13 protein-coding genes and 1 pseudogene are annotated in these 14,524 nt (G+C 61.5%); 7 read left to right on the forward strand and 7 right to left on the reverse strand.

Annotation, left to right across the window (positions count from 1 at the left end):
* Nucleotides 1-94 precede the first annotated feature (94 nt).
* Nucleotides 95-568, forward strand: a pseudogene (locus J3P85_RS11465) (methyl-accepting chemotaxis protein); the annotation flags it as partial.
* On the opposite strand, the gene J3P85_RS11470 reads toward J3P85_RS11465, so the two are convergent.
* The 3 genes from J3P85_RS11470 to J3P85_RS11480 form a co-directional block, all read right to left on the reverse strand.
* Nucleotides 549-2,198 (reverse strand): ATP-binding response regulator, encoded by a 1,650-nt coding sequence (locus tag J3P85_RS11470; RefSeq protein ID WP_434705865.1) that lies wholly within the window; start codon nt 2,196-2,198, stop codon nt 549-551. The pseudogene J3P85_RS11465 and the gene J3P85_RS11470 overlap by 20 nt on opposite strands.
* A gap of 92 nt (nt 2,199-2,290) precedes the next feature.
* Complete coding sequence (locus J3P85_RS11475; RefSeq protein WP_250963690.1) at nt 2,291-2,788, reverse strand: hypothetical protein; 498 nt, start codon at nt 2,786-2,788, stop codon at nt 2,291-2,293.
* A 320-nt stretch (nt 2,789-3,108) separates the two neighbouring features.
* Nucleotides 3,109-3,747: a response regulator gene (locus tag J3P85_RS11480; protein WP_434705866.1), complete on the reverse strand. Its 639-nt coding sequence runs from the start codon at nt 3,745-3,747 to the stop codon at nt 3,109-3,111.
* 101 nt (nt 3,748-3,848) lie between these two features.
* On the opposite strand from J3P85_RS11480, the gene J3P85_RS11485 reads away from it, so the two are divergent.
* A complete protein-coding gene (locus J3P85_RS11485; protein ID WP_434705867.1) occupies nt 3,849-5,456 on the forward strand; it encodes an ATP-binding response regulator in 1,608 nt (535 codons plus the stop codon).
* A gap of 170 nt (nt 5,457-5,626) precedes the next feature.
* Nucleotides 5,627-7,681, forward strand: coding sequence for a 2Fe-2S iron-sulfur cluster-binding protein (locus J3P85_RS11490; protein WP_434705868.1), 2,055 nt, complete (start codon nt 5,627-5,629; stop codon nt 7,679-7,681).
* Nucleotides 7,682-7,898: 217 nt separating this feature from the next.
* Here the strand turns inward: J3P85_RS11490 and J3P85_RS11495 are convergent, their stop codons facing one another.
* Complete coding sequence (locus tag J3P85_RS11495) at nt 7,899-8,540, reverse strand: LysE family translocator (RefSeq protein WP_434705869.1); 642 nt, start codon at nt 8,538-8,540, stop codon at nt 7,899-7,901.
* A gap of 151 nt (nt 8,541-8,691) precedes the next feature.
* Between J3P85_RS11495 and J3P85_RS11500 the strand changes: the two genes are divergently transcribed.
* On the forward strand, nt 8,692-8,946 hold the full coding sequence (locus J3P85_RS11500) for a YceK/YidQ family lipoprotein (RefSeq protein WP_225917585.1): 255 nt from the start codon (nt 8,692-8,694) through the stop codon (nt 8,944-8,946).
* 78 nt (nt 8,947-9,024) lie between these two features.
* A complete protein-coding gene (locus tag J3P85_RS11505; protein WP_186729304.1) occupies nt 9,025-9,639 on the forward strand; it encodes a LysE family translocator in 615 nt (204 codons plus the stop codon).
* A 152-nt stretch (nt 9,640-9,791) separates the two neighbouring features.
* Here the strand turns inward: J3P85_RS11505 and J3P85_RS11510 are convergent, their stop codons facing one another.
* Nucleotides 9,792-10,661, reverse strand: a complete 870-nt coding sequence (locus J3P85_RS11510; protein ID WP_434705870.1) for an SDR family oxidoreductase — start codon at nt 10,659-10,661, stop codon at nt 9,792-9,794.
* A gap of 145 nt (nt 10,662-10,806) precedes the next feature.
* Here J3P85_RS11510 and J3P85_RS11515 point away from each other — a divergent pair, with 145 nt between their 5' ends.
* Nucleotides 10,807-11,682, forward strand: coding sequence for a LysR family transcriptional regulator (locus J3P85_RS11515; protein ID WP_434706356.1), 876 nt, complete (start codon nt 10,807-10,809; stop codon nt 11,680-11,682).
* Nucleotides 11,683-11,688: 6 nt separating this feature from the next.
* Here the strand turns inward: J3P85_RS11515 and J3P85_RS11520 are convergent, their stop codons facing one another.
* Nucleotides 11,689-12,147, reverse strand: coding sequence for a winged helix-turn-helix transcriptional regulator (locus J3P85_RS11520; protein ID WP_434705871.1), 459 nt, complete (start codon nt 12,145-12,147; stop codon nt 11,689-11,691).
* 310 nt (nt 12,148-12,457) lie between these two features.
* Here J3P85_RS11520 and J3P85_RS11525 point away from each other — a divergent pair, with 310 nt between their 5' ends.
* A complete protein-coding gene (locus J3P85_RS11525) occupies nt 12,458-13,699 on the forward strand; it encodes an MFS transporter (RefSeq protein ID WP_434705872.1) in 1,242 nt (413 codons plus the stop codon).
* On the opposite strand, the gene J3P85_RS11530 is transcribed toward J3P85_RS11525, so the two are convergent.
* Nucleotides 13,624-14,514, reverse strand: a complete 891-nt coding sequence (locus J3P85_RS11530; protein WP_003200706.1) for a LysR family transcriptional regulator — start codon at nt 14,512-14,514, stop codon at nt 13,624-13,626. The two genes, J3P85_RS11525 and J3P85_RS11530, sit on opposite strands and share 76 nt — an antisense overlap.
* Nucleotides 14,515-14,524 lie beyond the last annotated feature (10 nt).

Below are 14,524 nucleotides of genomic sequence, written 5' to 3' on the forward strand. Positions count from 1 at the left end.
GGATTCCCGCGGCGCGTCCCGTGCGTACCACATCTCCGCCGAGACCGAACGGGTGGCCGAGCAGGGCGCCCAGGTGATCCATCAGACCGCCAAGGAAATGCGCGAGATCGCCGACAACATCGGCGCCTCCGCGCGCCTGGTTGGGCAACTGGGGGCGCGTTCGGAAGAGATCACCGCCATCGTCAACACCATTCGCGGCATCGCCGACCAGACCAACCTGCTGGCCCTTAACGCAGCCATCGAGGCGGCGCGGGCTGGCGATCAGGGGAGGGGCTTCGCGGTGGTGGCCGACGAGGTCCGGCAACTGGCCGGGCGCACCAGTCGCTCCACGTCGGAGATCGCCGAAATGATCGGCATGATCCTCTCCGAAACCCGCGATGCCGTCGCGAGCATGAACGTGACCCATGAGGGCGCCTTGCGCGGCGTCACCCTGGCAGACCAGGCCGGATCGGTCATCGTGCAGATCCGGAACGGGACCACCGATGCCCTCGATGCGGTGAGCATGTTTGCGTCCAAGCTCGACGAGTCCGAGGTGATTCCCAAGACGGCTATCGGCTGGGTGGGTTGAGGTGAGCTGAGTCCACGCCCCTGCGATCCATGCGCTTGACGAGCTCGAGCAATACCGCTCGCAGCTCGGGCGGTCGCACGGGCTTGGCCAGCACCGAGATGTTCAGGCTGTGCAGCGATTGGCGTATCCGCTCGATCTCATGCCCGGTGATGACCAACGCCGGCACCTGCCAGCCGCGCTGCTCGCGTATCGCGGCAATGCACTCGGCGCCCGAGACTTTCGTGCCCAGGTCGAAATCGGCGATGACAATGTCGCAATCGCTGGTCAACCCCTCGCCGTCGCTGTGGGTTTCAACCTCGCAACCCCATTTTTCCAGGAGCGCCGACGTCGCCATCAGCACGTTGGCGTCGTCTTCTACCAAGCACACGTGCAATCCGTCCAGGCGATTCTGGACGGGCGCTACCTTGGGTTCCATGAACCTTGGAGCCGCCAGTTCCAAGCCGCTGATTGCCACCTGGGTGCCTTGGCCGACCTTGGAGCGGATGTGTATATCGACACCGAGGATCTGGCTGATGCGCTTGACGATGGACAGGCCAAGGCCTAGACCCTCGACATCCTTGTCGCGTACATGGCGCACGCGGTAGAACTCCTTGAACACTTGCGGCAGATGCTCGGCGGCGATGCCGCGGCCCTTGTCGTAGATCACCACGGCCAGGCGCTTGCCCTGGCGACGCACACCAATGAGTACCGGTTGGCCGGGCGCGTACTTGAGGGCGTTGGACAACAGGTTCTGGATCATTGTGGTCAGCATGCCCGGATTGACGTTGACCCAATAAGGGCAGGCGCGCAGCCGCAGCTCGACCCCGGCCCAGCGAGCCGCCTCGGTGTTCTGCTTGACCACGTCCTGCAATAAAGCCCCCAAGTGAATGGTGTCGGCCTGGGGTACCAGCTTGCCGTGATCCAGGGTGTAGATATCGAGGATCGAACGGAACAACTGCGAGACGGTGTGCAGCGAGCGGTCGATATTGTCCACCAGCCGCAGTTCTTCCATGCCCAGCCTGGCGTCACGCAGGCAGGCGGTGAACAGGCCGATGGAGTGGATCGGTTGGCGCAGGTCGTGGCTGGCCTGGGCGAGGAACCGCGACTTCTCCTGGTTGGCCGAAATCGCTTCCTCGGAGGCAATGCGTGTGCGCTTGAGCAAAATGTGCGCATAGGCTGGCACCACGATGGTGGTGACGATCAGCATGAGGAACATGTAGGGCTGGGTGCGCCAGAAGGGTTGAAGGCAGAAAATCAGCACCAGGGTCGACAGCGCGATAACGGTGGCCAGCGCCAGGTAGCGCGAGCCGAAGCGCATGCCATTACCCAAGGTTACCCAGAGCAGTGCTGCGTAGATCGGCAGTGCACTTTCACCTCCCAGCACCATGGCGAAAGCGATGCCTGTGTAGTCATGCAGCATCGTGAAAAGGCGTCGCCAGAAGAAGTGTCCTGGCCAGCGCTTGATGATCATGCGCAGGAACACCGAGACGAAAATGAACGTGCCGATGTAAATGATGATGGGCACGTAGCTGGCGGCGTCTTCTGGATTCAGGCCGACCAGGATGACGATATACAAGAGCGCACAAGCGCTGACGGTCAGGCGTAAGGTGGCCTGGTCGAGTTCACTGTTCTTTTCCACCGGCTTTGGCATCTCATGACGTCTGATGCCTCCAAGCGTAGCCGCTAGCCTCGGTGAAGGTTGGGGACAGGTTGGCGCTGTCCCCAACGGATGGCGCCATTGCGTCAGTAGACCCTGTAGTACTTCACGACATCGTCGATGAAATAGATGGTCAATACCGAACCTTGGGTCTGGCTTTGGCCTGTTTTCGTGCCGGTCACGCTGCTGACGTCATTGGCCACTGTTTGTGCCTTGGCCAGTTGCGCCGAGGTTTCATACATCTTCAGGCTCGTTTCGGTCGACACGTACTTGTGGGCCAGCTTCATGTACTTATCGAGGCCCTCATCATTCTTTTCGTAGGTCCAGTTCGACTCGTTGCTGGTGCTGGTCGAATTGAGTTCCTCGTTGGTCGGCGCACCGAACATCTGCGTGATCTGGCCTTTTGTCGTCTTGCCCGGAATGATCGTTTGCTTGAGGTAGGTGACGTCGTATTTTTGGGTTCCCTGGTTCAGGGTGTTCATCAACTTACCCAAGTCCCCGGTGTTCGCACAGCCGTTAAGTACGCCCGCCAGCACGCACAGTGCCAATCCATTTCCAAGTGTTTTTCCATAGTTGAAGGACATAATGGCTTTCCTTGAGTTAATGTCAGGACCCTTCCACTTCAGCCGGGCAGACGGTGAAGTTGATCCAGCATTGCGCCGTCGAGCGATTTATTTAATCCACGGGCTTGGCACGCCGTAACTTTCCAATAGGCACAGTGATACGGCACGGCGTCTGTATGGCGCGTTGGTTTTGTTTTATGTTTGGCTGTTCGAGCCGCTTTTTTTCAGAGCGTCTTCAGCTTAGGGGGAGAGTACGGAGCGAAGCTATAGTACAAGTGTGCTATGGCCTTGGCGGCGGGCAGGGGGGATAACGCTCAATGATTATTCGCGACGTCATACCTTCACGTCTGCGGTTTGCCCAACCACCCGTCATCGCCTGGAACGTTGGGAAATTGCGCCGCAGCCGCTGAACGTGTGGGAACACCCAGGGATTTGAGCAGGCTTGAGACATGGATGCGTACCGTGAAGGGGGAAATGCCCAGCGCCCGGGCTATTTCCTTGTTGGTCTTGCCGGCGGCGATCAAACCAAGCACTTGTCGCTGACGAGCGGTCAGTTGCGAAAGTGCATCATCCAGGATGGCGTTTTCCGCCTGATACTTGACCACTACTTCGCCTTCGCGAATCGCCATGATGGCGTCGGCGATATCGGCGGGGTCGATATTCTTGCCAATGAAACCGTCGGCACCCAGTGCCATTACCTGGGAAATAACATCCCTGTCATCCACCATCGAAACCACAATGATCGAGGTGCGTTTGAACTCATGCCGCAACTGGCTTATGACCTGCAGCGATTTAATACCGGGGAAGCGCAAGTCCAGCACCAAGGAGTCCACTTCCACGCCGGACCGCGCCAGGGCCAACACTTCGTCCAGATTACCGGCTTGTTCTATGGTGGCCGTCGGCAGAAGCCGTTCGATGGTTCTCAACATACCTTCACGAAACAAAGGATGGTCGTCGGCCACAATAACTCGGCAGGTCATGCTTCAGATCCTTCTGAATTCAAGTTCGCGCATCGTAACCTAAACTGCTCCCTCGGGTTTCAAGTTTGAAACAACCTTTCGTGTGGAATAATCCTGTGGTTATGACGGAAAAGAATAGCGAACTTGATCAAGCGACGTTGAGATTGACGGTCGGGGCCTGTACGGCGCTCTACATCATTGTGGTGGCCTGTCTGGCCAGTGATTTCGAAACCTATGTACCGATCCTGTGGTACATGGCCTTTTTCTTTGGCGCCGCGGTCCCGCTGCGGATGGCGATCAAGCGTTGGCCCGGGCACTTCTTCCTGCGTCGTCTTTTTGCGATGACCCTGGATTATGCAAGCCTCGCCTTCGCCTTGATCGTGGGTGGGGAGGGACTGCTACCGGTGTACGCGGCATTGCTCTGGGTCACGTTGGGCAATGGCATGCGTTTCGGCTCGCGCTACCTGGCGCTGGCGACCGCTATCGCGCTGTCGACCCTGGTGGTGATTTTCCTGCTCACGCCGTTCTGGCGTGGCCAGCCCTACCTGTTCCTGATGCTGATCGTCACCACCATCGTGGTGCCTGCCTACGCGCATATCCTGCTGACCCGTACCCGCATCGCTTCGGAAGAGGCGATTGCCGCGAACCAGGAAAAATCCCGCTTCCTGGCCCAGGCCAGCCATGACTTGCGCCAGCCGATTCACTCGATCGGTTTGTTTACCGCTTGCCTGCGCGATGCCCGGCTGGGGCAGGAAGAGTTGCGACTGGTGGACAATATCGACCGCTCGTTGCACATCGTGTCGCAGCTGTTTCGTTCGATCCTGGACATCTACACCCTCGATAACGGCCAACTTGAACCGCAGGCCGAACCCGTGCACCTGGGCACGTTGCTCCAGGACGTGGTCAAGCAAAACACCGAAGCCGCTCGCTGGGCCGGTGTCGAGTTGCGCCTGCGGCCTTGTCGGCATTGGGTCAGTGTCAACGCCGGCCTATTGGCGACCATGGTGCAGAACCTGATCTCCAATACGCTCAAATACGCCCCCGGCCAACCGGTGTTGATCGGCGTGCGTCCGAAAGGCGGTGGCTTGGCCATTGTTATTTACGACAAGGGCCGGGGCATTGCCGCCGAGCATCTGCCCGAGGTGTTCAAGGAGTTTTATCGGGTACGCCACGTCCGGGACAAGGACGTCGAAGGGCTGGGCCTGGGGTTGTCCATCGTCAAGCGAATCAGCCAGTTGATCAACCTGGAGATCCGGTTGGACTCCCGCCTGGGCAAGGGGACACGCGCGATGATCCAGGGGCTGGAAACGGTCGCGCCAAGGGTTGCGGCGCACAGGCCGGTGCCCACGCAAGGCCGTTTGCAAGGTTTGCGGGTGTGCCTGGTGGAGGACGACGCCAACGTGCTGATGGCAACGTCAGCGCTACTGGAAAAATGGGGCTGCGAAGTGGAAACCCACAGCGATGGGGTCGGGGTGACCAGTGACTGCGACATCATCATTGCCGACTTCGACCTGGGTACGAAGGTCTCCGGTTCCGAATGCATCGCTGCGATTCGCGAGCAACGGGGCTGGGAAGTCCCCGCCATGATCATGACCGGCCATGACATCGAAAGAATTCGTCATTCGCTGCACCACATGAACATTTCAATCCTGGCCAAGCCCGTGCGACCTCCGGAGTTGCGGGTGACCCTGCTCGAATTGACCAAGCATTTCGCCCGTGCCAGGACCTGAGTCCATCTTTCCATTTTATGAAACGGTGGATTGCAGTTTGTGCATATTCCTGCGCAGCCGCTTTGGGCAGAAGATGACGCCAGCCACTTGCACGCCCGTGCAGTAGCGGAGAATCCCTAACCGTAGCGCACTGGCGCAGGCATTCATGCTGCGAGTGCGAGGAGTCGCTGATGGACGAAGTCGTGAAAGCCAAAACCTCGCCCTGGCACGAAGGCGAGCTGACCTTGCAGCGCGCCGTCGGGGCCGTCGACATGATGGCCGGTGTCGGCCAACGGCAACTGGCCCGCACGTGGATGCCGGACCAGCACCGGGCGTTCTACGCCCAGCTGCCGTTCGTGGTGCTGGGTGCGGTGGATCGCCAAGGCGACGTTTGGGCGACCCTGCGCGCGGGGCAGCCGGGCTTCATGAACTCGCCCGATCCGCAGACCCTGCACATCAACCTCGACCCCGAGCCGAACGACCCGGCCCAGGAAGGCATGGGCGAGGGTGATGCCATCGGCATGCTGGGGATCGAATTGCACACTCGGCGACGTAATCGCATGAACGGCGTCGTGCGCCGTCAGCTTGCCCCAGGGCTGGAGATTGCCGTAAGCCAGGCCTACGGCAACTGCCCTCGCTACATCAATCTGCGCCAGTATCATTTTGTCGATGCGCAGGTTGTTGCGCCGCGTCAATTGACCGTCTCGGACCCGCTGGTGCGGCGCCTGGTGACGGCGGCCGATTCGTTTTATATCGCCACCTATGTGGTGCGTGACGGCGAGCGGCAGGTCGATGCCTCGCATCGCGGCGGCAAGCCGGGCTTCGTGCGCATGGACGAAGACGGATCGCTGACCATCCCGGACTTTTCCGGCAATCTGTTCTTCAACACCCTGGGCAATATCCTGCTCAACCCACGGGCCGGGCTGGTGTTCGTCGATTTCCAGACCGGCGATCTGCTGCAAATGAGCGGTTCGGCGCAAGTGCTGCTGGACGATCCCGAGATCAGTGCCTTCCAGGGCGCCGAGCGGCTGCTGCGCTTCACGCCGCAGCGCATCGTCCATCGCCCGGCCGCCATCGCGCTGCGTTGGAAGGACCAGGACGAGGGCGACTCGCCCAATTCATTGATGACCGGCAGTTGGGAGCAGGCCGCCGAGCGCTTGCAGGCCGAGGCGCTGCGCAGCCGTTGGCGTTCGTTGCAGGTCACGCGGGTGGTGGACGAGAGCCCCGACATTCGCTCGTTCTACCTACAGGCGAGCGATGGCTTGGGTTTGCCCCGGTTTGAAGCCGGGCAACATGTGCCGGTGCGGATTCTGTTGGAGGGGCACAAAGCCCCGTCGATCCGGACCTATAGCGTCTCCAGCGCACCGTCGGATGATTTCCTGCGCATCAGCGTCAAGCGCGATGGATCGGTGTCGTCCCATCTGCATGAGCAGGTGCGGGCGCTGCATGAGATCGAAGCGCGGGCGCCCCAGGGCCACTTCACGGTCCAGCCCACCGAGCGCCGTCCGTTGGTGTTGTTGGCCGCGGGGGTGGGCATCACGCCGCTGTTGTCGATGTTGCGCGAAGTGGTTTACCAGGGCCAGCGTATCAGCCGCATGCGCCCGGTCTGGCTGGTGCAAAGCGCCCGCTCGGTGGCCGACCTGGCGTTCCGTGAAGAGATCGACGAGTTGGCCGCCCGTGCCGGCGACAAGCTGCAGGTGCTGCGCATGGTCAGCCAACCGCCCACCGAGGCGGGGGCAGGTGAAGGCTACGACCTGGCGGGCCGGATCGATGTGGAACTGCTCAAGCGGCTGCTGCCGCTCAACGACTACGATTTCTATTTGTGCGGGCCGGGCAGCTTTACCCAGGCGCTGTATGACGGGCTGCGTAAATTGCGCATTCCTGACGACCGCATCCATGCGGAAACCTTCGGGCCTTCCACCCTTGTGCGGGATATCGAAGTCAGTGTCCCGGCGCCCCAGCAAGTACCGGCCGCGAGCGAGGCGGTGAAGGTGTTGTTCGCCAGTTCCGGCAAGGAAGCGCATTGGGAGCCTGGCAGTGGAACGCTGCTGGAACTGGCCGAAGCGCGCGGCCTGACTCCGGAATTCAGTTGCCGCGGCGGTTCCTGCGGCACCTGCAAAACCCGCTTGAGCCGCGGCCAGGTGCATTACCTGAGCCAGCCGGCCGAACCGGTGGGCGAAGGTGAAGTGCTGATCTGCTGCGCCGTGCCGGCCCTAGGGAGCGAGCCGTTGGTGCTTGAGGTTTAGATCCATCGGCGCACACGTCCCGGCGCTTCACCACAGACGTCCTTGAAGTCAGTTTGCGGTGATGTTGGATGGGCCGGCCTCATCGCGAGCAAGCTCGCTCCCACAGAGGGTTATGCGGCGTATATGTATTTTGTGGCCGCCGAAAATCCCTGTGGGAGCGAGCTTGCTCGCGATGACGGTGGTTCAGTCACCTGGATTTCGCGCAGCAAGCCCCCTCCTAAGCGGCTGGCCGACGCATCGCCAGGATGGCCGCACCGAAGCCGATGAAGGTCGAGCCGACGAGCCGGCTGATCCACACGGAAAATTCGGGCCGTTTCAACACGCCTTTGGCCTGGGCGGCAATGGCTGCATACAGGCTCAAGGACACCAGCGACAAGCCGGCGAATATCGATGTCAGAATCAGGAACTGCGGCAGCAGCGCGGCGCTCTGGTCGATGAATTGCGGGAACAGGGCGGTGAAAAACATCGTCGCCTTTGGGTTGGTGATGGCCGTCAGGAACGCCGACTTGTACAGTTTTGAACGCGATGGCTTGCGGGTCGTGCCATCCACTTGCACATCCGGCGCAAGTATCGGGCTCTTCTTGAACAACTGCTTGGCACCCAGGTAGAACAGATAACCGGCCCCCAGGACTTTCACCGCATTGAACAGCCATTCGGAGCTGGCGAGCAACGCGCCGAGGCCCAACATGGCGGCGGCCGACAGGCAGAACAGCCCGCTGGCGTTGCCCACCGATGACCACACTGCGTAGCGCGGGCCGTAGGCCAGGCTGTTATTGATCGCCATCAAGGTGGCAGGTCCAGGACTGGCGATAGCGATGGCCGCGACCAGGGTAAAGGCGAGAATCGAGTGCAGTTCCATTGTTCACATTCGCGACTGATTGACAGGGTGAGCATCCTACAGGAGAACCTGGCGTCGCCGCTGCAGTCTTCCAACATGCCCTATAGGTCGTCCGCCATCGGTGCTACAGTCCAGCCTTTCAGGGAGAGCGAGCGTCATGCGGATCGTAATAATGACTTTGATCATGGCGCTGCTGGCAGGCTGTGCCACGGCCAACGAAACCTTCGGCATGGGGCAGCTCTGCGGCCGCCAGCCATACTGCGGTGCGGCCACCGATATCGAGATCATCAAGGGCGCGACGAACGACAACGACGTTTACTCACGCGCGCTGGCGCCGTTTGCAATCATTGACCTGCCTTTCAGTATCGTCGCCGATACGTTGATCCTGCCCTATACGATTTTTCATATGAGGCCTGCCGAGGAATAGTGGCATTGCCCCGTGCACAGGGCAGCCATACGGCATTTTGGATGACGACCACCGCCTACAAAGTTCGCGAGGACGCACATGATCGACGGTTCCGCTGTCTTGACAGTTTTTTTGGTCTACCTGGCCGGTGTGGTGATTCCTGGGCCGAATTTTGTCGCGGTAGTCCATAAGGCGGTGGCTGCTACACGGTCTGAAGCGCTGGCCCTGGTCGGGGGAATCGTATTGGTCAACCTGTTCTGGTCTACCTGCGCGATTGCGGGCCTCGGGGTTGTATTTGCTGCACTCCCCTGGGCTGCGCTGTTGATAAAGGTCCTGGGGGCAGCCTACCTGATGTGGTTCGGGCTCCGACTGCTGATCAATGCGGGCAAGCATGCGCCTGGCCTGTTAAACGATGCCGTCGCCGGTAGTTGCCGCCAATCCTTTATCCAGGGTGTGGTGACCAACATCGGCAACCCCAAGTCCATGGCGTTTTATGCCGCTGTTTTCTCAGCCGCGGCGCCTGCCCACGTGTCGCCAGGCACGTTTTTGTCGATGCTGGCGGTGGTCGTGGTGGTTTCAATGGCCTGGTATGGAATGGTCGCCCTTGCTCTTTCCCAGCCCAGGATTGCGTGCGCCTATCAAGGGAGGAGAAAAGCAATTGATCGACTGTGCGGTGGTTTGATTCTGTCTCTAGGGATTCGCCAGTTGGCTTAGTCTGCTCTCAAGTGAACAGGGTGATCGCGCCTGTCAGCAGCGACAACCCAGGACCCTGGGGTTGATATCGCGGCGTGGTCGGGCACTGCCTCCAGTCGCGCAACGGCTGTTCGACTCGCGGGTAGCGATCGGGAAGTAGTGCCCTGCGCTGTTCAAACCCCGGCGACGGCCTCGCGGACGAAGTCTTCGTAGGTCCGCAGCGGGCGTCCGAGGATCGCCTGCAACCGTTCCACGGTTCCTTCGGCCGCCTGCATGCCAAACGTCTGGATGCCAGCCATCATCAGGCGCATGTCATAAGCCAGCCACGCCGGGCCGTACGCGGCCAATTGCGCTTCGAAGGCGGCCACATCGTCACCGCCATAGGCGACCTCGCGACCCAGGGCGGCACTCCAGATTTTCGCCACGGCGGCACCGGTCAGTACTTGCGGGCCGACCAGGTCCAGGGTGACCCGACCCAGGGCCGAAGGCGCCCTGTCGCGGCGCAGCAGCTCGGCGACGGCGATGTCGGCGATGTCGCGGGCATCGATCATCGACACGCCCACCGAGCCGATCGGCATCGGGTACACCGAGTAGTCCCGGATCGTCTGCTGGACCATCGCTTCGTTTTGCATGAAGTAAGCCGGCCGCAGGATGGTTGCCGGGATGTCGAGGCTTTCGATCATGCGCTCGACCGTGTGCTTGCCGGTGAAGTGCGGTACCTGGGTGAACTTGTCGGCATGGATCACCGACAGGTAGACGATGCGCTCGATGCCCGCTTCGCGAGCGAGGTTCAAGGTGATGAGGGCTTGCGACACCTCGTCGGGGGTCACGGCGTTGAGCAGGAACAGCGTCCGTGCCGACGCCAGCGCATTGCGCAACGAAGGGACGTCGGTGAGGTCGGCAACGACTTCAGCGACGCCCGCCGGGAACGTGCCTTTGCCGGGCTGGCGCACGAGGGCGTTGACCTCGGCGCCTGCGCCGGCGAGGCGTTGAACGATGAGTGAGCCGAGGGTGCCCGTGGCGCCGGTAACAAGAATGCTCATTTTGAATCTCCTGCAAAGGGTAGGGTGGGGTCAGAAAAGTTCGCTACGACCTTGTCGGTCCGCTGCGATGGACAAACGATATGGTGTTGCAGGAGTAAAACGAAGATGCCAGGATGTAGACACTCCGTTGCATAAGTGGAACACCATGAACCTGAACGCGTTGATCGATTTCACCCTCGTGGCCATCAACGAAGGGTTGGGCAAGGCCAGCCGTGCCAGCGGCATATCCAAGGCCACCTTGTCGCGTCGTATCGCCGACCTTGAGGAACAATTGGGTGTCCGGCTGATCGAGCGCAGCGCCCGCGGCCTGAAGCTCACCGAGGCCGGCGCGCTGCTGCTGGCCCGGGCCGAGGGGCCATTGGCCGAGGTGGCGGAAGCCATGGCGGCGGCGAAGGAGGGCGTCTCGACGCCGCGCGGACGCTTGCGTGTCGCTGCCCCGGTCCTGTTCTCGCAGCTCGCGATGGGACGCATCGGCGCCGAGTTTTGCGCGGCCTATCCTGACGTCACGATCGAGGCCATTGCCGAGGACCGTGTGGTCGATCTCGTCGAGGAACAATTTGACGTGGCGATCCGGATCAACCCGAGCCCGGACAGCGATCTGGTCGGCCGCTGCTTCGCCAAGGACCGGCTGGTAGTCGTGGCTGCGCCTGAAGTACCGAAGCCTGCGCCCGGCGCCCTCCGTTCGGTTCCCGGCATTGTGGTGTCGAGTTTCGAGCCTACCCATTGGGCACTCGATGGCGGTCACCTGGTCCTGGAGCCGATCCCCAGGCTGCGCTTCTCTTCGTTCCTGATGATCCGCGATGCGGCCATCGCCGGTGGTGGGGCGGCCCTTCTCCCACAGTCGATCGCCTGGAACCCGTTGGCCAGTGGCGAGTTGGTCCAGTGGGGCACGGTAACGGGCAAGGAAGCCGAACTCTGGGTCCTGCACACGTCCCGGCGGCTGGCTGCGCCGAAGGTGCGGGCCTTTGTCGATTTCATGTGCGCCCGGTATCCGGACCTGTCGCTGGTGTTGCAGGGATAAAGGCGCTCACGTTGGGTTGTCGGCCATGAGCCTCACCCTGTGACAGTCGGTCGGGCCGAGTTTCTGGCCACTTGAGGAACGAACTTCCATCGGCATGAGCGCCTGGCCGGAGGCGTTGTCCAGCAGCACGGAGCGCGTTTCTCCCGGCTCGAACAGGAAGCGTTCGCCCCATTGCCGCAGGCTGACCACCACCGGAAAGATCTCCCGTCCTTTCTCTGTCAGGACGTATTCCTTGTAGGCGCTTCCATCCGAGGCGGGGCGAACGTCGAACACACCGACCTCGACCAAGGCTTTGAGCCTCGATGCCAGGATGTTCTTGGCCACGCCCAGGCTTTTTTGAAATTCACTGAAGCGGCGGATGTCGTCGAAGGCGTCGCGGATGATCATCAGCGACCAACGATCGCCTATCACGCCGAGTGCCCTGGCGACCGGGCATTCGTTGTTTTGCGTTGAAGCGGTTTCCATTTTTTGACCCTTTGGAAAAGCAATGCCAAGTTGGCCGGCATTTGTGGTTGCAAATAAAAACCTGATCGGGCAACAATTCAATCAGGTTTTTAATTGAAACTAGTTTAGCGCCAAGGAGACATGCATGACAGCAGAGGCCGATGGTTTCACCTCGCAGTCTTCGGAAAACCAGCGTGGTGAGGGAGCTTGCTCCCGTGTAGGAGCTGCCGAGCGAAGCGAGGCTGCGATCTTTCCTGAGACGCTTGAATCTCAAGCGAAAGATCAGAAGATCGCAGCCTTCGGCAGCTCCTATAGGAGGGCATCGGGTTCCTTGAGTGCGCAGCAGTGCCCAGGCCTTTCGCCGTCGCTCACGTTATTGTTCTCCGTGACCTGCGCACTGGCCGTCGCCAACGTCTACTTTGCCCAGCCCTTGCTCGCGTCGATGGCCGAGAGTCTGGGTGTCGCTTCGGGACGGATCGGGGTCGTGGTGACGGCCACCCAGGTCGGTTACGCGCTGGGGTTGCTGTTCATCGTCCCGCTGGGGGACAGGGTCAACCGTAAACGGCTGGTATTGGCGCAATTGGTGGTGTCTGCGATGGTGCTGGCGGCCGTCGGCGCAGCCCAGCATTGGTTGGCGTTGCTGGGCGCCCTGATCGTGATGGGGCTGCTGGCGGTGGTCGTCCAGGTGCTGGTGGCCTATGCCGCCGCGCTGTCCTCGCCCTCCCAGCGGGGACAGGCCGTGGGAACCGTCACCAGTGGCGTCGTCCTGGGGATTCTCCTGGCGCGGTTCATCTCTGGAGTGATCGCCGATCTGGCGGGCTGGCGCGGGGTTTATTTCGTTTCCTCGGCCTTGATGCTGATCATCGCGGCGGTGTTCTGGGCCGTGGTGCCTGCCGCCGTGTCGCCCCGCAACCGGGAGCCATACCTGGCGCTCATTCGCTCGCTGTTCATGCTGTTCGTGACCGAGCCGGTGCTACGGACCAGGGGGCTGCTGGCCTTGCTGGTCTTTGCCGCTTTTTCGGTGTTATGGACGGCCATGGTGCTGCCGTTGAGCGCCGCGCCGCTGGCGCTTTCCCACACCACCATCGGCCTGTTTGGCCTGGCCGGCGTCGCAGGAGCCCTGGCGGCCAGAAGCGCCGGACGTTGGGCTGACCAAGGCTTTGGACAACGGGTGACCGGCTGGTCGCTGGGGCTCCTGACGCTTTCCTGGCTGCCCATCGCGTTGACCGAGACCTCCCTGATTGCGCTGGTCTGCGGTGTGGTGTTGCTCGACTTCGCGGTGCAAGCCGTGCACGTCACTAACCAGGGCCTGATTTTCGCTGCACGGCCTGACGCCCAAAGCCGCATGGTCGGCGCCTACATGTGTTTCTACTCGGTGGGCAGTGCACTGGGCGCCGTTGCCGCAACCCAGGTCTTCGCGCTATGGGGCTGGATGGCGGTCAGCCTGCTGGGCGCCTCGATCAGCCTCGCCGCGCTGGTGGTGTGGCGGCTCTCGCTTCATTGCGGCCACTGTTCAAGCAGGATCGAGACGAATTTCTCCGCGGCCGGGGAGAGCGATGCGCCCCGGCGATAGACCAGGCCCAGCGAGCGGTTTACCACCGGCTCGATCAGCGGCACGCTGACCAGCGTTGGATGGTCCCCGGCCGGCATTGCCAGGCTGGGCATCGCCGACACGCCCAGGCCAGCCTCCACCAGTCCCAACGACGTGGACAGGTGCTGCACTTCGTAAAACCACTGCGGGCGCCAGCTCAGGCCCGACAGCGCGTGGTCCAGGAGCATGCGGTTGCCGCTCAGGCGGCCAACGCCGATCAACCGGTAATCGCTGAGTTCCGACCAAGTGACCGCGCTGCGTTCGGCCAACTCATGGTCGCGCCGGCAGGCCAGCACAAAGGGTTCGTTGACCAGGGGCACGAACTCGATGTCCGGGTGCTGGCCGCTCATCATGTTGATGCCGAAATCGGCTTCGCCGCGCAACACCGCTTCGAGCCCTTCATTGGCGCTGAGGTCGAGCAGGCGGATGCGGATTTTCGGGTAGCGCTCGTTATAGAGGCGGATCACCGAAGGCAGGAAATAGAACGCCGCCGTGGGGATGCAGGCCAAGGTCACCCGGCCGATCTGTCGCTCCGCCAGCTCGCGGATATTGAGGATCGAGTCGTCGAAATCATCCAGCAGGCGCCGCGCCTTGGGCAGGAAGTCACGGCCGACGCTCGTCAGGCTGACCTTGCGGGTGGTGCGATCGAGCAAAGCGGTCCCCAAGCCTTCCTCGAGTTTCTTCATCCGCCGACTCAAGGCGGGTTGGGACAAGTGCAACGCATCGGCGGCCTCGTGGAAACTGCCCAGTTCGGCGATTTTCACGAAAGATCGTATGTCCTGCAGTTCATATTCCATGTTTTCTCTC

It is taken from the genome of Pseudomonas sp. Z1-12 (genome assembly GCF_051132015.1).
GTDB classification, from domain to species: domain Bacteria; phylum Pseudomonadota; class Gammaproteobacteria; order Pseudomonadales; family Pseudomonadaceae; genus Aquipseudomonas; species Aquipseudomonas zanjanensis.